The sequence below is a fragment of the Halopseudomonas phragmitis genome (assembly GCF_002056295.1).
Taxonomy (GTDB): Bacteria; Pseudomonadota; Gammaproteobacteria; order Pseudomonadales; family Pseudomonadaceae; genus Halopseudomonas; species Halopseudomonas phragmitis.
This window is the reverse complement of the sequence record NZ_CP020100.1, coordinates 3,250,639-3,273,660: the sequence shown is the minus strand read 5'-3', so window position 1 is coordinate 3,273,660 and position 23,022 is coordinate 3,250,639. Positions and strand designations below refer to the sequence as shown.

Below are 23,022 nucleotides of genomic sequence, written 5' to 3'. Positions count from 1 at the left end.
CTTAACGCCCGCAGCACGGGCAAAATTGTAGCGCAGCGGAAATTTTGTCCCAGTGCCTGCGATTGTTAGCGACTAGCACTCGATACATTGCCAATTAAAAAACCGAAATAATTTTCTTTACCACTTAATGTGACCTGTACAAGGTCTGGAGATGATGAATAATACTCAAGATTAATGCAAATGTGTGAGGGTAAAGCGCGATCTAGAAAATCACCTTCAAGCCTATAATTGCAATGTCTTTTATTAAAGAACGTTGCCTTTTCCAATTCCTGTACTACTTTTCTATCAGATCCAAAAAAAGCGGTGATAATTGAGGGTGCTCCATGCACAAGTCCGGTGTAGATGAACATCATAGTTAATGGTGGGATTAGCATCAAAAAAAGCGTAAACTTTAGTTTTTTCAATTCACGCTGCATCTTTATCTTTTTTGTAATGTATCCATACCAGGGCAAAGCTGTTAACACAGCTGTTATAAACAAGGAAAGGTATAGACCTACACTCGACCAACTCTCTGATGCGATAAAATCTGACTTCAACCCCCATGCAGTTAAAATCGCTAATGCGGTTATTCCGTGAACGCAATGACGACGGGCTAAAGAAGGGTGGTCCTTCCCATAAATCATCCAATTCAAACTAAGCATCTTGATTATCTCGCTAACGCCGCGTACAGAGGCGCGAGTTTACGAGCGTCCTGCCGCCGCTTGCGGCGGCGAACTGGTACGCTTGGTTATGTGTTTTCATCCTCAACCTCAGTGTATATAAGCAAAGCTGATCCGTATTCCATCGCCTGCGTATACATCTCTAAAAAAGGCTCCTGAAGGTCCATATTTTTTGCGAGAACGCCAGTTTTCCTAAGCCTTACATTGCCCCATAGTTTCTCAAGAACGATATTCTCTGCCTCATCCCAATCGGGCTCAGCTCCTTCCTCCTGCGCCACGTAGAGAATAAGTGCGTGCCGCTCTCCATGCGGATAGCCGCCAGAGTTCCCCTCCATTGCGACCGCGATTCCGAGATACTGTCTTATTTCTGTGCTCATAGCTGACTACACATAACAGTGAAGTGGATCGACGGCTTTATGACCACATATCAGTGGCTTCTCTATGATTGCGGTCTTGCTCAGCACTGACGAGCGGAAAACCTTCATACATTCAATCCCTTAACCCACACCCCAAACACTCCAGCGTAATCGCTTGGCTTCTCTATTTCATGCGTACAATCATGCCCTGGCGCATATCGAATGCAGGGTTTTGCATGTAATCCAAGGGTGTATCGCTGGGCGTGGACTGTTTTGCTGCGGATTGCTTGTCCTTGCTGGGCCATGCTGACCTCCTTGTCGATGATGGTTTGAAGATAAACCGTTATGGCGTGGAGGCCAAGGGCCATTTTTGTGGTGTGGTGGGTTTTGTGTCGCGCGGGCGTACGACACTCCTAGGTGAGCTGGTGGTTGGGCTGGGGGATTGCCTGGAGCGGATGCTCCAGGCTCCCAGGTGCAGGCTCCCAGGTGCAAGCTCTTGGTGTGGGCTTTGGGGTAAGGCCCCGTGGTTGGGGCCTTGGGTTGTTTATTGGCCGGCTTTTTGGGCGCGGGCGCGGTGGAGTTTTTGGTAGCTGTCGATCAGGCGCTGGTGTTTGTCCAGGCCTTCCAGTGCCAGGCTGGTGGGGGTGAGGCCGTGGAAGCGGGTGCTGCCGTTGACTGAGCCGATGACGGCGCTCAGGGTCTCTGTGCCGAACATGCGCTGGAAGTTGTATTGGTAGTCGTCCAGTTCCAGTTCGTCGTCCAGGGTGACTTCCAGTACGGCCTGCATGGCCTGGTAGAAGCGCCGGCGCTCGACGGTGTTGTCGTTGTATTGCAGGAAGGTTTCCACGCTTTCCAGTGTGGCTTCGTGCTGGCCGAGGGCGAGCTGGATCAGCAGTTTCAGTTCCAGAATGGTGAGCTGGCCCCAGACGGTGTTTTCGTCGAACTCGATGCCGATCAGGGTGATGATGGTCATGTAGATGTCGAGTTCGCTGTCTTCCAGGCGCTCCAGCAGGTCGGCCAGTTGCTCGTCGCTCAGGCGGTGCAGGTTGAGGATGTCTTCGCGGAACTGCAGGGCGATGTTGGTGTTGTCCCAGATCAGGTCTTCGACCGGGTAGACCTCGGAGTAGCCGGGCACCAGGATGCGGCAGACCGGGGCGCCCAGGTCGTTGAAGACGGCCATGTAGCTTTCCAGACCGTGTTCTTCGAGGATGCCGAATAGGGTGGCGGCTTCTTCTTCGCTGGTGCCGGAGAAGTCCCATTCGCAGAATTCGAACTCGGATTTGGCGCTGAAGAAGCGCCAGGACACTACGCCGCTGGAGTCGATGAAGTGTTCGACGAAGTTGTTCGGCTCGCTGACCGCCATGGAGTTGAAGGTCGGCGCCGGCAGGTCGTTCAGGCCTTCGAAGCTGCGGCCTTGCAGCAGTTCGGTCAGGCTGCGCTCAAGCGCGATCTGAAAGCTCGGGTGTGCGCCGAAGGAGGCGAACACGCCGCCGGTTCTCGGGTTCATCAGGGTTACGCACATGACCGGGAATTGGCCGTCCAGCGAGGCATCCTTGACCAGTACCGGGAAGCCCTGGGCTTCCAGCGCCTGGATGCCTTCCTGGATGTGCGGGTACTTGGCCAGCACTTCGTCGGGTACGTCGGGCAGCGCCAGTTCGTTTTCGATGATGGCCTTTTTCACTGCGCGTTCAAAGATTTCCGACAGGCACTGTACCTGGGCTTCGGGCAGGGTGTTGCCGGCGCTCATGCCATTGGAGAGGTACAGGTTTTCGATCAGGTTGGACGGGAAGTACACCACTTCGCCGTCGGACTGGCGTACGAAGGGCAGGGCGCAGATGCCGCGTTCGGGGGTGCCGGAGTTGGTGTCGTACAGGTGAGTGCCGAGCAGTTCGCCTTCGGGGTTGTAGATGGCCAGGCAGTAGTCGTCGAGCAGGCCGTCGGGCAGTTCGCCGTTGGGGCCAGGCTGGAACCATTCTTCATTCGGGTAGTGGACGAAGGCGCTGTTGGCGATGTCCTGGCCGAAGTACTGGTCGTTGTAGAAGAAGTTGCAGTTCAGCCGCTCGATGAATTCGCCCAGTGCCGAGCACAGCGCGGCTTCCTTGGTTGCGCCCTTGCCGTTGGTGAAGCACATGGGTGAGGCGGCATCGCGGATGTGCAGTGACCAGACGTGCGGCACGATGTTGCGCCAGGAGGCGATTTCGATCTTCATCCCCAGTTCGGCGAGGATTGCCGTCATGTTGGCAATGGTCTGCTCCAGCGGCAGGTCCTTGCCTTCGATATAGGTCTGGCTGTCGCTGGCTGGGTTCAGGGTCAGCAGGGCCTGGGCGTCTTCGTCGAGGTTTTCCACTACTTCGATCTGGAAGTCGGGGCTGGCCTGCACGACCTTTTTCACGGTGCAGCGGTCGATGGAGCGGATGATGCCCAGGCGATCTTTTTCGCTGATGTCTTCGGGCAGCTCGACCTGGATCTTGAAGATCTGCTTGTAGCGGTCTTCGGGGTCGACGATGTTGTTCTGCGACAGGCGGATGTTGTCGGTCGGGATGTTGCGGGTGTTGCAGTAGACCTTGACGAAATAGGCTGCGCACATGGCCGAGGAGGCCAGGAAGTAGTCAAACGGGCCGGGCGCCGAGCCGTCACCCTTGTAGCGGATGGGCTGGTCGGAAATGACGGTAAAGTCGTCGAACTTGGCTTCAAGTCTCAGGTTGTCGAGATAATTGACTTTGATTTCCATGGGCGGCTTACCGGGGGTTGGCTACTGGGCAGGTGCTGTGTGCGTAGGGCTTTCAGGGGGCGCGATGGTCTCATAAAAACGCGCTGGGGGGTACTTTTGGGGAGGTGAGGTGTCGCGCGGGAGCGCGACACACACAGGGGCCGGCTGCGAGTTTTATGCGGGGGCTGGCCTAATACAGGCCGAGCAGGCGTAGCAGTAGCAGGACGGTCATGATCAGTACCAGCACTGTGCCGATCATGAACAGCCGTCGCCGCACCATGATGATGTTGGAGCCGGTGTGGACGATGGCATGCGCAATCCGGCTGGCGACAAACAGCCAGGCACAAGCCAGCGCCAGCCAGCCGACCGCATTGAGGATCGACAACGTGATGCACAGAACGCAGAACAGCAGCGGCAGTTCGAACTGGTTGCGAATGCAGTTGTTGACCTTGATTACCGACTCAGGCCAGGCGTCATCGAACAGCGCGCGGCGGCTTTCATCGACTTGGCCCTGACTGGCGGCCCGCTGTTTGCGCAGGTTGAGCAGGATGTAGAGCCACAGGATGAGCAGGGTTTGGACGACGATCGGGAGAAAGATGGAGTTCAGGGTCATGCGTGTTGGCCTTGTTTTTGGTTGTTGTGGGCATTGCTGCAGCAGTGTAGGTGTTTTTGTTCGGTTGGTGTGAGGCTCATTTGCGCCGTGTTGAAGCGTTTGTGTCCTGGAGCAGATGCTCCAGGCTCCCAGGGGGATGGTGCTCTCGGTAGAGATCCAGGGAGGCTCAGGGGCTGGCTTTGATCAGGTAGGTCTGCTTGTGGCCGCGTTGTTCGAAGTCCTGGCGGGTGCGTTCGGCCTCGCTGTAGTCGCTGAAGTGTTGCATGGTGATTTCGTTGCCGTTGTCGTCGATACGGTAGAGCTGCCAGGGCGCGGGGTTGCTGGCGGGGCTGAGGTATTCGACCTTGGGGCCGGTGAAGCGCTCAAACAGTTGGCGGTGGCGTTGGAGGCCGTACTCATCGTCGCGGCTGGCATAGCTGCCAACCCAGTCGATCAGGTATTCGAGCATGGCCTGTTGCTGCTCGGGCGAGGCAAATTTCTCTGGCTCCCAGGGCCGGCTGCGGCAGTGGGCGATGCAGGTGTCGGTGCCAGGGTTGAGAAAGCGCAGTTCGCTGCAGTGGGGCAGGGCCGCTTCAATCAGGTCGCTGTAACAGCCTTCGATCACCCAGTGCTCATGTTGCTCGATAAACTCGTGCAGCAGGGCCAGGCTTTCGCTCAGCGGTTTGCGCTCGGGCCCTTCGTCCCAGGCAATTTCGTCCAGCGAGAGGCGGGCTATCGGGCGTTCGCCGATCAGTTGTCTGGCCAGAGTGCTTTTTCCGGCGCCGGCATTGCCTAGCAGTATGGCTTTCATGGTGGCTCCTGAAGTCTGCAGGCTTGCTTCGGCCGGCCTCTGGCAGCCGGCGGCGCTGCTTCTTAGCTTTGTGCTTCCAATAGCCTTTTCAATGTTTGCAGGTCTGCCGCCACCGCTTGGGCGTCGGCTTCGAATTGTGCATCGGTCATGCCCGGTTGGCGGATCAGGGTGAAGATGAACTCGCTGCCGGTGCCGTTGGGGACTACGCGCATGGGGTTGTGGACGACTTCGCCGGTTTCCAGTTCGACATCGTGGTCCATGACGCCGAAGTCGTTGGCCGGGGCGAAGCGCAGGCGCACGCGGCCGAAGGGGGCCTGGACTTGCCAGCTGTCACCGTCTGGGCTGACCTGCGAGCGGGCCAGGCCGGCGGCCCATTGGGGCAGGTTAAGCGGGTTGCCGGCCCAGGCGTAAACCTCGGCGGGTGGGCGGTTGATGCTGATGCTGAGGTGTTTGACCGGGGTCATGTCAGTGTCTCGCCTGAAACAGGGTTTGGCCGGGGAGCATGTCGTTGCTGACTGCTTCGCGGATCGATTGGTCGATGCGCGGGTCCTGGCTGTCGTACAGGCCGCAGAGGCTGAACGCCTTGCGCAGACGCACGCTGGGGCCGAGGTATTCATATAGCACACGGGCGCAGCAGGGCATGCGTTGACTGTTGTCCGAGACGCCGACCTTGAGCCCGGTCAGCCGGGTAACCCGGTTGCGAAAGCTGGGGAACAGGATGGTCTGGGTGATTTCGCGGCGGTTGAGGGTTTCATAGTCGACCAGAAACAGGCGGTCGGCCAGCAGGTAGGCGATGCCCTGATAGCGGTTGTGATAGGGCGGCTCTGCGGGGCTGGGTTGCATGCGTTCGGTACGCTGGAACACCACCTGATCGTCGCGCCGCTCCAGGCAGACCAGATTGCGCAGCAGTTTGCCGGGGGTAGACATCGACAGGTAGTACTCGAAGTAGTAGCCCAGGTAGCGCTCCAGTTCGCCGCTGGTCTTGCCTAGCTGGTCGAGATGTTCGAGTACGGTGCCGGCGGCATCGACGGTGCTGCGCTCGTAACGCGGGCGAACCTGCACCAGCCGTTCGAACTGCTCGTGCGGCAGCAAAATTTCCTGCACCTCGACCCCAAAGAATTCACACAGACGGCGCAGGGTGTTGGCGGAGGGTTTGTGCTGACCGCTGAGGTAGCGGTTGAACTGTGGGCGGTTGATATCCAGGCGCCGGCAGACTTCGGCGATGGATTTGTAGTAGCTGCAGAGCAGCTTCAGGTTCTGGGCCAGATCGTCATGCAGTCCGGGGTCGCTCATCAGGCGGTTTCCGTGTTCATGTGCGTCAGTTTGCGCTAGCGCGATTTGATGCGCTAACAGCGACAGTTTGCGCCACTTTGACGCTAGAAAGCAAAATTCTAACAGCGCCGTCGGGTTGTTTAAATGCATCTCTTCCTACAACAACAACCACGGAGACTGCCATGCTGGACTTACTCAATGACCTGCTGTGGGGCAAGGTCCTGATAGCCCTGCTGCTGATCGTCGGTGTCGGCTTCACTGTTGCTTCGCGTTTCGTTCAATTCCGCTATTTCACTCGCATGTTCCGCGTATTGGGCGCCAGTCAGGCGTTTCAGCGCAATAAACACGGCCATTTGAGCTCATTCCAGGCGCTGGTGCTGTCGATTGCCGGCCGGGTGGGTGGCGGTAATATCGCCGGTGTCGCCGTGGCGATCACGCTGGGTGGTCCGGGCGCGATCTTCTGGATGTGGATGGTCGGCCTGATAGGTATGGCCACCAGTTTCCTTGAATGTTCCCTGGCCCAGGCCTACAAGCAGGCCGAGCCGGATGGCACCTATCGTGGTGGTCCGGCGCACTATATCTCCAAGGGGCTGGGGCCGCGCTGGAAGTGGATGGCGGCGGTTTATTCGGTACTGCTGCTGGTGACCTTCGGTTTCGGCTTCAACGCGCTGCAATCCTATGCGGTAGCGACCTCGCTGAATGACGCTTTCAACATCCCGGTGTTCTACTCTGGCATTGGTCTGGCGATGATCGCCGGTCTGATCATCTTCGGTGGGGTCAAGCGAATTGCCCGGGTAGCGGAGTTCCTGGTGCCGATCATGGCGGTGGGTTACCTGCTGATTACCCTGGTCGTACTGGGCATGAACCTGAGCCTGATTCCTGATGTGATCGTACTGATCGTCAAGAGCGCCTTCGGTTTGGAGCAGGTCGTCGGTGGTGGTATTGGCGCGGCGATCATGATGGGCGTCAAGCGTGGCCTGTTCTCCAACGAGGCCGGTCTGGGCAGTGCGCCCAACGTGGCGGCGGTGGCCTATGTGCCGCACCCGGCCAACCAGGGCGTGGTGCAGTCGTTCTCGGTGTTCATCGACACCATCATCATCTGTTCCTGCACCGCCTTCATCATTCTGCTCAGCGGCATCTACGATCCGGCGGCGCTGGCTGACATCGGCGGTGTGGCGCTGACCCAGTCGGCACTGGCTGATCACGTCGGTGACTGGGGTCGTAGCTTCGTCAGTATCGCGCTGTTGCTGTTTGGCTTCAGTACCGTGCTGTACAACTACTACTTGGGCGAGAACAGCATCAACTTCTTCAATACCTCGAACCAGAACCTGTTCAACGGCTTCCGGGTGATCACCATTGGTCTGGTGTGCTGGGGTGCGACCACCGATCTGGGCACTGTGTTCGCCTTTGCCGATGTGACCATGGGCCTGCTGGCACTGGTCAACCTGATTGCTCTGGTGGCGCTGTTCAAGCCGGGTCTGCGGATTCTCAAGGACTACGACCGGCAGATTGCCGAGGGTGTCGAGCAGCCGATCTTCGAGGCTGAGAAGTTCCGCGACATGAACGTTGATCCAGCGGCCTGGGTGCTGGAACCCGAGGATATCGAGCGCCTGCAGCAGCGTAGTGCCGCTCTGGCCCAGCCGCGCGAAACCCTTTCCTGATCCATCCAACGGCCCGCCCGTCTGGGCGGGCCACCCCTCCCGTTCACTGTGATACCCACTGAGGTCCCTCGCCATCATGAACACCCGTATTGAACACGATCTGCTCGGCGATCTGGCGGTGCCCGCTGACGCCTGGTATGGCATTCAGACCCAGCGTGCGCTGGACAACTTCGCCATTACCGGCGTGCCGATCAGCCATTTCCCGGCGTTTATTCGCGCGCTGGCCATGGTCAAGAAGGCCGCTGCGCTGGCCAACCGCGATCTTGAGGTGCTGGCGCCGCACAAGGCCGAGGCGATTGTCGCGGCCTGTGACGACATCATCGCTGGGGCGCTGCACGACCAGTTCGTGGTCGACCTGATCCAGGGCGGAGCCGGTACCTCGACCAACATGAATGCCAACGAGGTGATCGCCAACCTGGCGTTGGAAAAGCTGGGGCATGCCAAGGGCGAGTACCAGTACCTGCACCCCAACGACGACGTCAACAAGTCGCAATCGACCAACGACGCCTATCCGACTGCCGTGTGTCTGGCAGTGCAGTTCTGTGCTGAGCCTCTGGAGCAGGCGATTATCCGCTTGAAGGGCAGCCTGGAAGCCAAGGGCCGCGAGTTTGCCGATATCGTCAAGATGGGCCGGACTCAGTTGCAGGATGCGGTACCCATGACGCTGGGCCAGGAGTTCGAGGCCTTTGCCGTCAACCTGGGTGAAGACGTTGATCGCCTGCACGAGGCCAGCCGGCTGCTGTGCGAGGTCAACCTGGGCGGTACTGCGATCGGTACCGGTATCAATGCGCCTGCACGCTATCAGGCGCTGGCGGTGAAGTATCTGGCGGAGATTTCCGCCAAGCCGATCGTGTCGGCCAGCAACCTGGTTGAGGCTACCTCGGACATGGGTGCCTTCGTGCTGTTTTCGGGGATTCTCAAGCGTTTTGCGGTCAAGCTCGGCAAGATGTGCAACGACCTGCGCCTGCTTTCCAGCGGCCCGCGCACCGGGCTTGGCGAGATTCTGCTGCCGCCGCGCCAGCCGGGTTCCTCGATCATGCCCGGCAAGGTCAATCCGGTAATCCCCGAGGCAGTCAACCAGACGGCCTATCAGGTGATCGCCAGCGATCTGGCAGTAACCCTGGCTGCCGAGGCCGGGCAGTTGCAGCTCAACGCCATGGAGCCTTTGATCGTTTACAACCTGCTGAACTCGATGAAGATGCTTGAAGCTGCCTGCAGCATGCTCGATGAGCGCTGCATCCAGGGCATTCGCGCCAATGCCGAGCAGTGCGCCCGGCATGTCGACAACAGCATTGGCATCATCACCGCATTGGTACCGCGCATCGGCTACGCCAACGCTACCCGCATCGCCGCCGAGGCACTGCATAGCGGCAGCACCGTGCGCGAACTGGTGCTTGGCGAAGGGTTGCTGGAAGAACTGGAGCTGGATCGTTTGCTCAGCCCACGGGCCATGCTGGCACCGGCAGGAGTGGTGTCGTGAAGGGCAGGGTGCTGATCGTCTATTGCGGCGGCACCATCGGCATGCTGCCGTCGGCCGACGGCTATGTGCCAATGCCCGGCTTTGCCGGGCGCTTGCACGCGCATTGGGACGACGGCGCCGAGGCCTTGCCCGACTATGATCTGATCGAGCTGGAGCATCTGATCGACAGCGCCAATCTGGTGCCGGCCGACTGGGCGCGTATTGCCGGGGTTGTGGTTGAGCAATGGCACAACTACGACGGTTTCGTGCTGCTGCATGGCACCGATACCATGGCCTACACTGCGTCGGCGCTGTCTTTTCTGCTACGCGGCTGTGACAAGCCGGTGATCCTGACCGGCTCGCAGATCCCGCTGGCGCAGCCGCGCACGGACGCGCTGGATAATCTCGCCACCTCGCTGATCCTGGCCGCCAGCGGCCGCGTTCACGAGGTGTGCATCTACTTCCGCGGCCGTCTGCTGCGCGGTAACCGTGCGCGCAAGGTGCGCAGCACCGGCTTTGATGCCTTCGATTCGCCGAATGCGCCCTGGCTGGGCGAGGTGGGTATTGACCTGCATTTGCGCGATGATCTGTTGCTGCCTAAGGGCGAGCCGGATTTTCGGATTCCAGCCTTCGATGCCAGTCGGGTGGCGGTGCTCAATGTCTATCCGGGCATGCCGGCCAGTTTGCTCGATGCGGTGCTGGCCAGCCCTGGTTTGCAGGGGCTGGTGCTGGCGACCTATGGGGTCGGCAACCCGCCGGATGCCGACAAGGCGTTGATGGATAGCCTGCAGCGGGCGGTGCAGGCCGGTATCAGCGTGCTCAATATCAGCCAGTGCTATCAGGGCCAGGTCAGCCAGGGCGCCTATGCCACGGGCGCTGCGCTCAACCGCATTGGCGTGATCCCCGGCAACGATCTGACCCCCGAAGCGGCTTTCGCCAAGCTTCATGTGCTGCTGGCGCTGGGCTACAGCGGCGAGCGGTTGGCAGCGTTGCTGACCCGGTCGCTGTGCGGGGAGCAGGGCTGATAGCGGGCGGCTCGGTTTACAGGCAGCCCGCCATCATGATGTGGTCAGAGGCATAGCAGGGATGCTCGGGCTCTCTGAGTTCGATATCAAAATCGTAATTCAGCCTGTGAACCTCAGCCAGGAAGTAAGCATCGATGCTGGCCGGCTGGCCATAGAAGTACAGGGCCTTGTAGAGCGGCTTGCTGTCATCGCCCGTGTGGCTGGCTTCGAACATCTGCAGCAGGTACTTGCCGTTGCTGTCCCTGGCGTAAAACCGCCAGCGCTGTTCCGGATAGTCGTGTAGCTGGATCAGCAGGGCGTTGTCCTTGAGCTCAAGATTTTCAGGCAGGGCATCTGCCGCATACTCGAACCGCTTCACCTCGGGCCGGACCAGCGGCATGGTGCCGCTGGCATAGGCTGGACGCTGTCTGTTGCTGAAGTTGGGGAGATAGTAGCGGATGTTCTGGTCGTAGATATTGATACTGAACGCATGCTGACTGACGCCCTCTATCGGCTCCCTGGCCCCTGATTCGCTTCGCGAGTAAAAGTTGACCTGGTTGTTGGTCCTGCCGGCGACACGCCAGTTGAAAGGGGCGCCATTGTCGAACCGGATCACGGCGTTACGAGACGATTCCGCCTCCTGGTAGAAGCTGATGCGCTGGCGCTGTTCTTCTTCGCTGATGTCATAGTCGCTCAGGTACGCCGGCAGGCTTTCGTCATGGATGACGGTGGGAGCTGGATAGGCCCGAAACTCCAGGTCCTTGACCCGCGATTCAAGCTGGTAGACCGGTGCCATCAGGTCTTGCAGGTGGAGTGTGATGTCTGATAGGTCGAGTGCGATGACCGTGATGTTCTCAACACCGCCTCTGAAATAGATCTTGTGACGATACTTGCGCTGCATGCGTTTGAATGCGAGCCGCTCGGCGTGTTGCTCATTGAAAAAGCTTTCCTGGTAGGTGCTTTGTTTCATGGCGGCACGCAACTGCCGTTCGTAAAGCCGCATTTCTGCTTGGTCTGCCTTGAGGCTGCCTAGTGTGGCCAGATAGCGGTTTGTATGGTCCTGGGCGTGAACCGACATGGGGGTGAGCGCCCATTCAGGCGTGTTTGCGGCAGGCGGGTGGCGGTTGATCAGCTCGACTTCGGCGTGGTTGTCGCCAACGGACAGCAGTTTGACGCTGAGGTTGCCGTCCTGTTGGGTGGTGCCGACCTCGGATTTGGAAAAGTGAAAAAGCCGGATGCTGCGAGGAATGACCACCTCGGCCTTGCCGTTCATGGTTACCGGGGCGGGGCGGTCGTCCTGGTCTTGCGGGTATTTCAGGTCAAGGCGGTTAAACGTTGTCCACTTGTGCAGCCAGATACCGTCGGGACGGGCTGAACTGTCCAATGCCTCCAGAACCTGGCCGTTGTCCAGGGTGATGGAGTGCCATTCAAGGCTATAGGGAAACTGCAGCTCGGAGTTGTAGCGTAGAGAGAAGGGCGTGTTGCTTGTGAGCATCCGGATCGTGTCGTTGCGTCCTGGGTAGCTGTCGAAGACGGTGCCCTCCAGCCAGGCGCGTGTCAGCTCCTGCAAGTCCGGCTGCTGCTGCAAAATGGTGGTTTGGTCGTCAATATACTCGGTTCGATAGGATTCGCCGGGCAGCGTTTGGGCCCTACGCTTGAGAGAGTACAGTGAGCTGATTTGTGCCCGAAGCTCGGCTTTGAGTTGTTCATCGTGCAGCGCGCGTACGTGTTCCAGGGCCGCAGTCCGGGCCTTGTCGATATCTTCGCTAAACAAATAGGTCCAGCTAGCCCAGCCAGCGCCCAGGCTCAGGGCCAGTACGAACAGGATGATCAGGGCAATACGTTGTGTCGTCATGGGAGCAGGTTCGTCAGAACAAGGGGCCGGGACAGGCGCACAGGGGCGGCAATAGGTCTGGCGGATATGGGGGCTGATACGCGCTGGATGACTGGCCTGACGAACAGGCCAATCAGCGGAGCGCGAGTAATGCCAGGGCTCAGGCGGTGCTTAGTGGCGCGAGAGCTTTCCGAGCTGGGTTTCCAGCAGGCGCACCATTTTTTCGGCGGCGCCGGTCACTGCTTGCATCACATGCTCGGCAGTGTCTTGGGTGGTGACGGGGTTCTGTCCGGCCAGGCGGACTTCAAGCAGGCAGCGCTTGTCGGCGGAGCCTGATTTTGTAGCGCTGTTTTCGTCGCGCAGGTGCAGTTCGATTCGGGTGATCTGATCGCTGAAACGGGCCAGGCTGTTGCGCAGCTCGGCTTCGATGGTTTCGCTAAGGCGGGTGTCACCGGTGATATTGCGGTCGGTGTTGATCTGAATTTGCATTGGCATTCCTTTGGTGGCAATTGGTGAGTCCTGGGGCGCTTCTCGCAACCGAGGCAAAGCCTAGCATGGCAGGCTCGATTGAAGAAGTCTTTGGCGGGGAGAAGCCAGGGGGGCTTGGAGCAGAAAACGCGGCTAGCCGTCTGAGATATTGGTTTGAGGTATCCCAGCGGCGGCCTTGGCCGCCGCTGGTGTTTCTGACTCAGGCCTTGGCTTCGGCCTCGTAGTTGGCGTACGAATGCTTGAGGGTGGCGTGGTTAAGCAGCATTTCGGCTTTCAGGGTGGTGCCGCTGGCGTCATAGATGCGTGAGCGAACCCAGTAGGACTCAGTGCGCTTGCTTTCCGACAGAGCCACTACTTCGCGGCGGATCAGGTAGTCCTCACCAACGAACAGCGGGCCGTCAATCATGCGGATTTCCTGGTCGGCAAACAGGCCGATGACCGGCTGTTTGACCGGGAATTGCGCCAGCTTGCTGCTGTATTCGGCCAGTACGCTGACCATTTCCAGTGGAATGATCGCCCGGCCCCAGGGAGTGCTTGCCGGGTCGGAGTACCAGGGCGAATTTTCGGTGATGCGTTCAAGCTTCTGATTCAGCGAGAACGGATACAGATTGCCCATGTGCTGGTCAGGGTCCATGCGGACCGGCTCGTCTACTGCGCCTTTCATGCCGACGCTCAGGTCTGACAGAATGACCAGCTTCTCCGGGGCGCGCAGTTTGGCCATACGCTCGTCGAGCAAGCTCGGGCCATCATCCGGGCCAAGGCTGGCACTGGCTTCCAGCACTGGAGTGCCGTCAGCTTTTTCTGCCCAGCAGCGCACGCGCGTAGCCCCCGGGGCCGGGCGTTCGACGAAGGCGCGCACCTGCTCACCCTCGACCACCATGTTCAGGAAATGGCTGGAGAAACAACCACGCTCGAACCAGGCCTGGCCCCAGATTTCGGCCAGCAGCGGGGTGAACTGGCTGAAGTGGGTCGGGCCTTCAATTGGGCCGGCCTTGAAGCCGAGTTTTTCGGCCATGGCGTCGTCATGGATCGAGGTATGGCCACTGTATTCCTGATCGGCCAGCATCTGCTTGGGCTCGCGCAGCGGGCCGCAGAGGCAGAGCGGTGTGTCGAAATTCATGAGTGGTTCCTTGTTTGCTGATCTCCGGCAGGTAACTGGCCGGTGGTGTGAAATTTAGCCTGCATGGATTGCCGCGCTGCGCTCGCAATGACGCGGGATTGTGGCGGGGCGTTGTGCGTTCACCCCGCACCACCGCACCGTCATCGCGAGGCGCGTAGCGCCGTGGCGATCCATGGGGCGTGTCCGCATGATCAGCGGTTGATCATGCTGGCCAGGCGTTGGCGGATGATGCCTTCGGCTTCGGTCATGATGCGCTCGATCAGTTCCTGTACGCTGGGCACATCACGGATCAGGCCGGCGACCATGCCGCAGGACCAGGCGCCGGCGTCCATTTCACCGGTTTTCATGATGCGTGGATAAACACCGGCAACTTCCTCGGCAATGTCGGCGAACTTGAGTTCGGCGCCGAGCTTGCGCTCTTTTTCCAGCAGGCGTTCGACAGCGGCATTGCTCAGTACCCGTTCGGTATTGCGCAGCGGACGCATGACCAGCCGGGTGTCCAGTTCGCTGGCGGCAACAATCGCCTGTTTGACGTTGTCGTGTACCGGGGCTTCCTTAGTGGCAATGAAACGAGTCCCCATGTTCATGCCTTCGGCGCCCAGGGCCAGGGCGGCGGCCAGTGAACGGCCGTCAGCCATGCCACCGGAAGCTACGAAGGGAATGTCCAGCTCCTCGGCGGCGCGCGGCAGCAGGATGAAGTTGGGTACATCGTCTTCGCCGGGGTGGCCGCCACACTCGAAGCCGTCGACACTCACGGCATCACAGCCAATGGCTTGGGCCTTGAGCGCATGACGCACGGCGGTGCACTTGTGAATCACCTTGATGCCGTGCTCCTTGAGGATCGGCAGGTATTTCTGCGGGTTGTTGCCGGCGGTTTCCACGGCCTTGACGCCACCCTTGATGATCGCCTCGATATAACCGGGATAGTCCGGGGTGTTGACCGACGGCAGGAAGGTCAGGTTGACGCCGAAAGGCTTGTCGGTCATTTCCCGGCAGCGGCGGATTTCGTTGGCCAGGGCCTCGGGGTTGGGCTGGGTGAGGGCGGTGATCATCCCCAGGCCACCGGCGTTGGCGACTGCCGAGGCGAGTTCGGCGTAACCAACGTGGTGCATGCCGCCCTGAATGATTGGATGCTCGATGCCAAAGAGTTCGGTGATGCGTGTTTTCATGGGGCCTCTGCTGAGAATGACCGGGTTAGAAATCCAGCAAAAGTGTAGGCGCGTGGTACCGACAAATACCACATTAACGGGGTATTCAGGCGGTTTATAGACAGTAAACCTCAGGCCTTCCAGGCATGCAGCGGATGGCTGTGTTAATGACTGAACAGTACCAGTCCCAAGCCAATCAGCCCTGGCAACGCCTGGATGAATAGAATCTTGCGGCTGGCGCTGTAGGCGCCGTAGACCCCGGCGACGATTACGCACAGCAGGAAAAACACCTTGAATTCCAGGCCTTCTGCTCCTTGCAGCACCCCCCAGAGCAGTCCTGCGGCCAGAAAGCCGTTATACAGCCCTTGATTGGCTGCCAGCACCTTGGTTTGCGCAGCCTGCTCAGGGCTGTTGCCAAAGGCGCGAAGCCCGGCAGGCTTGTCCCAGAGAAACATTTCCAGCACCAGAATATATACGTGCAGCAAGGCGATCAGAATGACGACGATGGTGGCAAGCAGGGTCATGGTAAAGCTCCGGGTGGGGTGTCAGTTGAGTAGGAACTGCATGGATTCGGCAGCCTGGTGCGGGCTGATCTGAAGAATCTCCGCCGTGACTATGCCGTGAACTACGAATGGGTCTTTCTCGACACAGGCCTGCACACTTTCCAGGCTGTCGCCCTGGGCCAGGATGCAGCCTCCCTGATTGGGCTGAAGACTGCCGCTGAGCAGGAATATGTTGTCGTCGAAGCCCTGTTTGAGCCAGGCCTTATGGTCCGGCATGAACTGGCCGGCCTGAGCACGGTTGGGGCCAAAACGCAGCAAAATGATGAACATGGCGCAGCCTCTAGTGGGTGCCGAGCTGTGTGAGCCAGATATCGAGCTGCTCGGCTTCCTGCTCGATGAAGGCCTGGTCTTGAAATGCCTGGGCTAGGGTGGCGATACCCTGGCTGCGGGCCAATAGGTGCATGGCCAGAGCGTCGGCCTGGTCGCGATGGCCCATGGACTCGAACTGCTGGCGCAGCCAATGGCGGAAAAGGCGGAATAACTGATTGGCGTCATTCAGGGCGGGATGCTCGAGTTTCGCCAGTTCGCCACAGAGGGTGCCAACCGGGCAGCCGTACAGAGCGATCTTGGCGCGGTTGCGGATCAGTAGCTGGATGAAGCAGCGCACGCGCTCTTGGGCGGTCTTGCCCTGGCTGGCCCAGAGCTCAAGCATGGCCTGAGTGTTGCCCAGGCGCAGGCGGATAACGGCTTCCAGGATGTCGTCCTTGCTCTTGAAGTGATAGTAGAAATTACCCCGGGAGATACTGACTGCGGCAGCAATGTCGGCAAACGAGGTGTACTCGTAACCTTGCTGATAGAACAACTGATCAGCGGCGGCAACGATCTGTTCGCGGGTGGCTTTGTGCGGCATGTCCAGGCGCTGTCCTGACTGTTTGATGGTGTTGTTAGGACAGATGTCCTAAGTGTTGAGCAAAGAATAGGTCAGTTGTCCTATAAGTCAAGTTTGGCGATAAACAGGACGATCACTGACCCAGGCCGGAAGCGGGTTGATTCCGGCCCGGCCAGGTTACAGACCGGCAAACTCGAAGGGTTTGGCTTGCTGGAATTGAGCCGAGGTTTCGCCGGCATAGCTTTCGTGATTGGCAACCTGCAAGCTTCTGACTGGCGCGCCTGCGCTGATGTCGAGTTTGTTCAGATCGACCCAGAAGGTATTGGGGGTGAGGGCGGTTTCGAAGTAGTAGGTCAGGTGTTTTTGGTCGGCTACCGAACGCCAGCGGGTTGATGAGATGTTCGGCTCGGCTTCGGAGGAAATGCCGAACGGCACCGAAGCGTTGCGGATTACGCTGAAAACGCTGGCCACAGCCACTTGCCGGTCGCTGGTTTTAGGGATGGCGTCGATATAAAACGAGGCGCGGGCAAAACGATCTGCGGCACGGTTGGTGCCGGGCAGCATCGTGGTGCCGCCGATCTTCTGCCAGTAGGCGTTGAGCGCCAGTTGCTGCTCAAAGATCGGTGAGTTGGTCATCACCCGGTAGTCCATGCCGTGGTGAATCACCAGCTTGCCGTTGATGTACTCGAAGATGGCATTGTCACCCTTGGCGTCGGAGATCGACAGGTGCAGGGTGGCAAAGCGGTCGGTGCCGGGGATGTCACTGGCGACGACCACAAATGGCTCGGCTCGCAGGGCTTCGACGGTTTCTTCAACCGTGGCGAAATTATCCAGTACGTACTGAACCCAGGCGGCGATGCTCAGACCGGGCTGGCCGTCGCTGAACTCAGGGTACTGGGCTTCGGCCAGCCACAGCAGGTTGGCGACTAGCCCTTTCTCGTTCATGCCATCGGCGCTGGCGATGTCAAATGCGCTGGCGACGATGCTGCCGTAGCGGGAGGTCCAGGTGACTGAGCTGGGGCCGACGGCGCCGTGACGCTGAAGGCCACGAGGGAACAGCCACAGGTTGGCCGGGATTTCGTCTTTCCAGTCCATTGAGCGGGCGGTGATTATCAGGTCGTCTGGGCCGTGGTAGACGGCTCGGGTGCAGGCGTCGGCGGCACCGACGAGCAGGAGTGACAAGGCCCAGGCCAGAGCGTAGTTCAGGCGGGTAGGTTTCATGCGAACTATCCTTTTCTGCGGTTGTTTTCCAAGCTTCTCAGTGTAGTGCATCGAACTCTGTTCAGAGCGGTCCTTTGCCGGTCAGCTCCTGCAGGTCGTAGATTCTGAGCTTGTAGGCTTGGGTCAGTGGGCCGTTGCGCTTTTCGTGGTAGCTGAACAGGCCCAGGGCAATATGGTTGGCGTTATTGGAGAGGCGGATGTCGCCGTAGGTGATATGCATGTCACTGCGCGGTGTGTCGATCTTTTCTCTCAGGCGGGCCAGCAGCTTGGCTTCTTCAGCCTGCACATTGAACAGGTAGGCATTGGCGTAGACGCTGTTGTTGTGATGTTCCAGTTGCAGCCCTGTGAGCAAATGCTTGCCGTCAGGGCTGAGCTGCATTGCCAGATGTGGCTGGCCGTGATTGCCCAGAGGCCCGTGGGCCATGATGCTCTGGGTGCTGTACGCGGTTGCGGGCAACGGGCGGGTTACCTGGACAGGTTCGCGAGTCAACAGATCCATGCCGTCTATACGGTGGCTGTACTGCCAGCGGCCCTGCTGGTTACGGCGCCAGATGCTGATGCCGGGATAGCCCAGGGTCCCTCTGTTGTACCGACCAGATATGAGGCTGCCGTCGTGATGGCGCAATCGATAGTCGGCCAGAGCCAGGGTGTTGCCAGCCGCGTCGATACTGTGGAAGGCGGCAGGCGTTTCGATGCCTTCATGGATGGCACGGCGCTGGAACATGCTCACCAGAACCAGCCCCTTGCTGGTGTGCTCAAGCTCGATCAGTTCGGCAGGGTATGAAATATGGCGGTCTGACTGCGACAGGCTGACAAATATCCGCGAGCCGCCGTGTGTCAATGACAGGGCGTCGACACGGTAATTGTGCAGGCTTTGGCGCAGGTCCAGGCTCGCCAGCGGGCGATCGGGCTGGTCGGTTTTGTAGAGCACTACCTGTTGGCCGCTGGCCATTGCCATGAAGTTGCCATCTGGGCTGAGGTTGAAGCGCCAGGGCAGGAGCTTCTGAGGCGTTGCCCGGCTACTCGCCGATTGGGTGGGAAAGCTGAAGCTGATCGGTGAGCCGCGACCGTTGTGATACAGCACTTCATGGCATAACAGCTGCGGGTTGCAGCCGTAGCTGAAGATCCCTGCACCGTTGTGATCAGCCTGCCAGTCGCCAAGACTCAGATTGGCCAGATTCACGGGGCGGGTAGTGGTGGTGTCGAGGTTGGTATTCCTGCGTTTGGTCCGGGTGTTGAGCTGATCCAGGCGAAATCCGAACCGGCTGTTGTTGGCATAGTCGCTACTGGCTGGTCTGCTGAGCAGCACCGGTAGGCGCTCGGGGGTGTCGAACCGGCCCAAACGGTGGTGGGGAATCAACACCGGCTGGCTGTTGGCGTACGAGCCTGGGTAGGCGCGGCGCTGATCGGCATACCGTACTCTGTCGTCGGTCCGATAGCTTGGTTTAAGCACGCTGACCTTGGCTACGGCCTCTGGCAGGGCGGGGCCGGGGTCATAGAACAGTTGCACCAGCCAGTACAGGGCCAGCAATGCCAGCAAGGCAGCGCCGGCCCGTTGTAACCACTGGATGCGTCTGCGCCAGCGCAGAATTTGTGCGGTGACGTATGGCTGGTTTGATGGCGCAGGGTTGATATGCCACTGCACCTGTACATGCGTCTGTTGGTGGCCGGTGAAAACGGTATTGAGTGGTATCGCCGCCTGGGGATTCTGTGTCCTGGCGGCTCGCCGTGGTCTTGGTGTTGATTGCGCTGGTGGAACGACGACCCGCTGGTTTTCCAGTGCGCAATGCGGGCACTGTTTGCCCCAGTGGGCATGGTCTGGGTTGCGTTGGCAGCGAACCTGATGCTGCAGCGCCTGTTGCAGCAATTCGACCCAGTAATCGGCCGAAGGGCGTCTGGACGAGCTGAAACTGTGATCGAAGGCGTTGCGCAGAGGTTTGGGGAAATTGCGATGCACGCTCCACGGTGAAGGGCCAATGTCGGCGTGCGGGCGCAGCCCATAAGGGTAGAAGCCGCCGGCAATACGGTTCTGGTTGTCGCTTGGAAGCTCACGCCCCTTGGCCGGCACGCCCTGAAACGGATGCAGGCCGTTGTTGAGCAGTTTGAACAGGATCACCGCCAGGGCAAACTGGTCCTGAGCCTGACGTAGCACTTGCGGGGATTGGCTGGCGCGAAAGGCTTCGGGGGCGATGAAGCCAAGCGTGAATTGGTGAGCCGGGAAGAATTGGGTATTGCCTCGCACGGCAAAACCGTCGCAATCGACCACGGCAATATCGCCTGTGTGCCGGTGTACCAGCAGGTTGGCCGGCTTCAGGTCGATGATGCAGTGCCCTTTTGCATGCAGTTCGGCCACCCGCTTGGCCAGGTTGATCGCAACCTTGAGACGAAAGCTGTTGTCGTCGGGCAGCGACTCGCGCTGGCGTCCACGGCCACTGAGCAGCGGGTCGAGCGATGCATAGCTGGCGATATCCAGAAGCGGCATGGCAAAACCGACAAAACGCCCGGCACTGTCATTGATCAGGGCGCAGGGCCAGGCGAAATGGTCGGCCTGGCTGTCCTCAGGCGGGTGCAGGATCATTTCCCAGACTTTGGTACGGCGTTCGGGATCCTTGCCGGGCTCGTGGTAGAACTTGAAGGCGAAACGTCCGTCCGGCGAGCGGTAGATGGCGCCATCGGCGCCGCGATTGAGCGCTTTGGCCCGCAGGTGTACGGGCTCCCGGCGGCCATCGGCGAAGGTCAGATGATAGTGGCCGTTGCGCTGCTCTGCCGTCATCGGGGCAGACCGCTGGTGCGGGTGGCCGAGTGTGCTGACATGCCTGACTCCTTGGCGTTGTGGCGGCTGAGCTTTCCCTGGTCAGCCGCGGATATTACCCCAGAAAGCCGCCGGGTCAATGCCTGACTGGTGCTGGAGGTTCCAACCCATCATATGCCTGTCAGGCTGGCCCCAAACACAAACGAATCCATCGACAGCACGCCGTAGTCCAGCCCACCTTCCAATACCGTGGCGTCGGTGCGGCCATGGGCGGCGCCCAAGGCTACCAGCAATGGCAGAAAGTGTTCGCTGGTCGGGTGTGCCCGGCTGGCATGGGGGGCCAGTGTCAGAGTTTGCTTGAGCTGTTGATGCTGGCCGTTGTGTACCGCATTGCGGACCCAGGCAGAGAACTCACTGGCGTATTCGGCATCACCGGGGCTGTGGCCCAGGGCCTCGTAGAGGTTATGGGTCAGGCTGCCGGAGCCGATGACCAGAATTCCCTGGTTGCTCAGTGGGGCCAGAGCCTGGCCGAGTACGTAGGCGGACTCGGGGTCAAGGTCGGTTGGCATAGACAGTTGCAGTACCGGGATGTCGGCCTGTGGATACAGATGCAGCAGCGGAACCCAGGCGCCATGATCAAGCCCGCGTTGTAAGTCGAGGCTGGCAGGCCAACCGGCCTCGGTCAGCAATTCGGCCAGTTCACTGGCCAGTGCCGGGTGACCGGCTGCGGGGTATTGAAGGCGATAGAGCGCTGGAGCAAAGCCACCAAAGTCGTGAATGGTTTCCGGGGCGGCGTTGCCGGTAATGCGCAGGTCACGGGTCATCCAGTGCGGCGAGATGATCAGAATAGCGCGTGGCCGGGGCAGTGCCTCTCCCAGTGCCCGCAGGCGGGGCCCGGCGAGGCCGGGCTCCAGGGCAAAGGTAGGGGCGCCGTGAGATACGAACAGACTGGGTAAGATGTTCATGGTGCTTCCTCCGGCGCTTTGGGTTTAGCGTTGGGCCAGCAAGGCGTCAACCGAGGCGCGCCCAGCGCCACTGAACAGCAGTGAAACCGAGGCGGCCAGTAGTGCCAGGCCGAATTCATAGCCATTGTTGCTCATGAACAGGCCGTTCTCGAAGTGTACGGCAAAGATCGCGATCAGCATGGCAAAAGCCAGTGCGGCGGCGGCTGGGCGGACCAGCAGGCCGATGATCAGGGCAATGCCGCCAAAGAACTCGGCGCTGCCGGCCATCAGGGCCATCAGGTAACCGGGATTCAGGCCGATTGAGGCCATCCATTGGCCGGTGCCTTCAAGGCCGTAGCCACCGAACCAGCCAAACAGTTTCTGGGCTCCATGGGCGGCGAAGATGATGCCGACCGGGATGCGCAGAAACAGGGCGCTCCAGTTGGCGTTGGTGTTGACGATCCGGTTTAGCAAGGCTGTGTTCATGAGGCTCTCTCTTGGTTTTTCTCGGGTTGTTGTGTTGCGATGGGTGAACTTTACCTATCCATTTTTATGAGATAAACATGAGTTTTTGATAATAACTATCTCTGTGGGTGAGACAATGGATCGTTTCGTTGAAATGCAGACCTTTTGCGCAGTGGTCGAGGCGCGGAGTTTTGTCCGGGCTGCGGAGTCGCTTGGGTATTCGAAGGCGGCGGTGTCGCGCTATATCAATGATCTGGAGGCGCGGCTTGGGGTGCGTCTGCTGCATCGTACTACGCGACGCCTGTCGCTGACGGAGGAAGGGGAGGTGTTCTTTCAGCGTAGCAAGGAGTTGCTGGCCGGCGTTGAGGAGGCTGAAGCTGAACTGGGTTCGCGCAGCAGCAGTGCGCGCGGGTTGCTCCGAGTCAATGTGCCGGTGACCTTTGGGATTACCCGTCTGGCGCCTTTGTGGGGGCGGTTCAGCGAGCTGCATCCGCAGGTCAAGCTCAATATCACCCTGTCGGACCGCCTGGTGGATCTGGTGGAGGAGGGCTTTGATCTGGCGATTCGGATCGCGTCGTTGCCCAGCTCGACGCTGGTCAGCCGTCGGATTGCCAGCACCCGCCTGCGGGTCTGTGCCTCCCCCGGGTATCTGGCCAGGCATGGCCAGCCATCGCAACCGGAGGAGCTGGCTGCGCACAGGGTGGTTGCCTACAGCTATTTCAACTCGGGAGATGAGTGGCGTTTCAGCGGGCCGCAGGGCGAGGTCAGTGTCAGAACCAGGCCCTGGATGGACACCAATAACGGCGATACCTGCCGGGCGGTGGCATTGAGCGATCAGGGGATCATCCTGCAACCGGATTTTCTGGTTGGCGAGGATCTGGCGGCAGGGCGGCTGATTGAACTGTTGCCCGGCTACCAGGCTCTGGAGCTGGGTGTTTATGCGGTCTATCCAACGCGCAAGTTTGTTACGCCCAAGGTCCGGGCGCTGATCGATTTTCTGCAAGAGATGTTTGCCGCTCAGAGGCAGGCTGTGAACCAGTAAAAAGCACTGGCGCTCTTATGGCTTTATGATACTAGTCTGTTGCAAAATATTACGCGCAACGGAGCGACAGTCCGTCACTCAGGGATTTTCA

At 59.6% G+C, this 23,022-nt stretch carries 22 protein-coding genes; 4 read left to right on the top strand and 18 right to left on the bottom strand.

What is annotated here, in order from left to right:
- Positions 1 to 65 precede the first annotated feature (65 nt).
- The 7 genes from BVH74_RS18820 to BVH74_RS15125 form a co-directional block, all read right to left on the bottom strand.
- Positions 66 to 641 (bottom strand): hypothetical protein, encoded by a 576-nt coding sequence (locus BVH74_RS18820; RefSeq protein ID WP_155121731.1) that lies wholly within the window; start codon positions 639 to 641, stop codon positions 66 to 68.
- 86 nt (positions 642 to 727) lie between these two features.
- Positions 728 to 1,036, bottom strand: coding sequence for a hypothetical protein (locus BVH74_RS15150; RefSeq protein ID WP_080050897.1), 309 nt, complete (start codon positions 1,034 to 1,036; stop codon positions 728 to 730).
- A gap of 523 nt (positions 1,037 to 1,559) precedes the next feature.
- Positions 1,560 to 3,746, bottom strand: a complete 2,187-nt coding sequence (locus BVH74_RS15145) for an OsmC domain/YcaO domain-containing protein (RefSeq protein ID WP_080050896.1) — start codon at positions 3,744 to 3,746, stop codon at positions 1,560 to 1,562.
- Positions 3,747 to 3,915: 169 nt separating this feature from the next.
- Positions 3,916 to 4,338, bottom strand: coding sequence for an MAPEG family protein (locus BVH74_RS15140; RefSeq protein WP_080050895.1), 423 nt, complete (start codon positions 4,336 to 4,338; stop codon positions 3,916 to 3,918).
- A 166-nt stretch (positions 4,339 to 4,504) separates the two neighbouring features.
- Entirely contained in the window at positions 4,505 to 5,128 is a 624-nt protein-coding gene (locus tag BVH74_RS15135) for a P-loop NTPase family protein (protein ID WP_177344542.1), read from the bottom strand.
- Between the two features lie 62 nt (positions 5,129 to 5,190).
- Positions 5,191 to 5,592, bottom strand: coding sequence for an SRPBCC family protein (locus tag BVH74_RS15130; RefSeq protein ID WP_080050894.1), 402 nt, complete (start codon positions 5,590 to 5,592; stop codon positions 5,191 to 5,193).
- Position 5,593: 1 nt separating this feature from the next.
- Positions 5,594 to 6,421, bottom strand: a complete 828-nt coding sequence (locus BVH74_RS15125) for a helix-turn-helix domain-containing protein (RefSeq protein WP_205890177.1) — start codon at positions 6,419 to 6,421, stop codon at positions 5,594 to 5,596.
- 161 nt (positions 6,422 to 6,582) lie between these two features.
- On the opposite strand from BVH74_RS15125, the gene BVH74_RS15120 reads away from it, so the two are divergent.
- The 3 genes from BVH74_RS15120 to BVH74_RS15110 all read left to right on the top strand — a co-directional run bounded on the left by BVH74_RS15120 (position 6,583) and on the right by BVH74_RS15110 (position 10,545).
- Positions 6,583 to 8,061, top strand: a complete 1,479-nt coding sequence (locus BVH74_RS15120) for an alanine/glycine:cation symporter family protein (protein WP_080050893.1) — start codon at positions 6,583 to 6,585, stop codon at positions 8,059 to 8,061.
- A 76-nt stretch (positions 8,062 to 8,137) separates the two neighbouring features.
- Complete coding sequence (locus BVH74_RS15115; protein ID WP_080050892.1) at positions 8,138 to 9,541, top strand: aspartate ammonia-lyase; 1,404 nt, start codon at positions 8,138 to 8,140, stop codon at positions 9,539 to 9,541.
- On the top strand, positions 9,538 to 10,545 hold the full coding sequence (locus BVH74_RS15110; protein WP_080050891.1) for an asparaginase domain-containing protein: 1,008 nt from the start codon (positions 9,538 to 9,540) through the stop codon (positions 10,543 to 10,545). Before BVH74_RS15115 ends, BVH74_RS15110 begins: the two co-directional genes overlap by 4 nt.
- Positions 10,546 to 10,561: 16 nt before the next feature.
- Here the strand turns inward: BVH74_RS15110 and BVH74_RS15105 are convergent, their stop codons facing one another.
- The 11 genes from BVH74_RS15105 to BVH74_RS15055 all read right to left on the bottom strand — a co-directional run bounded on the left by BVH74_RS15105 (position 10,562) and on the right by BVH74_RS15055 (position 21,910).
- A complete protein-coding gene (locus tag BVH74_RS15105; RefSeq protein WP_155121730.1) occupies positions 10,562 to 12,298 on the bottom strand; it encodes a hypothetical protein in 1,737 nt (578 codons plus the stop codon).
- Positions 12,299 to 12,529: 231 nt separating this feature from the next.
- The gene (locus BVH74_RS15100; protein ID WP_080050889.1) at positions 12,530 to 12,847 is read right to left on the bottom strand and encodes an HPF/RaiA family ribosome-associated protein; all 318 of its coding nucleotides are present in this window, start codon (positions 12,845 to 12,847) and stop codon (positions 12,530 to 12,532) included.
- A 199-nt stretch (positions 12,848 to 13,046) separates the two neighbouring features.
- A complete protein-coding gene (locus tag BVH74_RS15095) occupies positions 13,047 to 13,967 on the bottom strand; it encodes a hotdog family protein (RefSeq protein WP_080050888.1) in 921 nt (306 codons plus the stop codon).
- Positions 13,968 to 14,158: 191 nt separating this feature from the next.
- Positions 14,159 to 15,136, bottom strand: a complete 978-nt coding sequence (locus BVH74_RS15090; protein WP_080050887.1) for an NAD(P)H-dependent flavin oxidoreductase — start codon at positions 15,134 to 15,136, stop codon at positions 14,159 to 14,161.
- Positions 15,137 to 15,279: 143 nt separating this feature from the next.
- On the bottom strand, positions 15,280 to 15,639 hold the full coding sequence (locus tag BVH74_RS15085) for a DUF1304 domain-containing protein (RefSeq protein ID WP_080050886.1): 360 nt from the start codon (positions 15,637 to 15,639) through the stop codon (positions 15,280 to 15,282).
- A gap of 21 nt (positions 15,640 to 15,660) precedes the next feature.
- On the bottom strand, positions 15,661 to 15,948 hold the full coding sequence (locus BVH74_RS15080) for a YciI family protein (RefSeq protein WP_080050885.1): 288 nt from the start codon (positions 15,946 to 15,948) through the stop codon (positions 15,661 to 15,663).
- Positions 15,949 to 15,958: 10 nt separating this feature from the next.
- Entirely contained in the window at positions 15,959 to 16,528 is a 570-nt protein-coding gene (locus tag BVH74_RS15075) for a TetR/AcrR family transcriptional regulator (RefSeq protein ID WP_080050884.1), read from the bottom strand.
- A 156-nt stretch (positions 16,529 to 16,684) separates the two neighbouring features.
- The gene (locus BVH74_RS15070) at positions 16,685 to 17,728 is read right to left on the bottom strand and encodes a linear amide C-N hydrolase (protein WP_080050883.1); all 1,044 of its coding nucleotides are present in this window, start codon (positions 17,726 to 17,728) and stop codon (positions 16,685 to 16,687) included.
- Between the two features lie 61 nt (positions 17,729 to 17,789).
- Complete coding sequence (locus BVH74_RS15065) at positions 17,790 to 20,501, bottom strand: protein kinase domain-containing protein (protein ID WP_080050882.1); 2,712 nt, start codon at positions 20,499 to 20,501, stop codon at positions 17,790 to 17,792.
- A gap of 149 nt (positions 20,502 to 20,650) precedes the next feature.
- Positions 20,651 to 21,445 (bottom strand): dioxygenase family protein, encoded by a 795-nt coding sequence (locus tag BVH74_RS15060; protein WP_080050881.1) that lies wholly within the window; start codon positions 21,443 to 21,445, stop codon positions 20,651 to 20,653.
- Positions 21,446 to 21,469: 24 nt separating this feature from the next.
- The gene (locus BVH74_RS15055) at positions 21,470 to 21,910 is read right to left on the bottom strand and encodes a DoxX family protein (protein ID WP_080050880.1); all 441 of its coding nucleotides are present in this window, start codon (positions 21,908 to 21,910) and stop codon (positions 21,470 to 21,472) included.
- Between the two features lie 115 nt (positions 21,911 to 22,025).
- Between BVH74_RS15055 and BVH74_RS15050 the strand changes: the two genes are divergently transcribed.
- Positions 22,026 to 22,931: a LysR family transcriptional regulator gene (locus BVH74_RS15050; protein ID WP_080050879.1), complete on the top strand. Its 906-nt coding sequence runs from the start codon at positions 22,026 to 22,028 to the stop codon at positions 22,929 to 22,931.
- Positions 22,932 to 23,022: the final 91 nt, after the last annotated feature.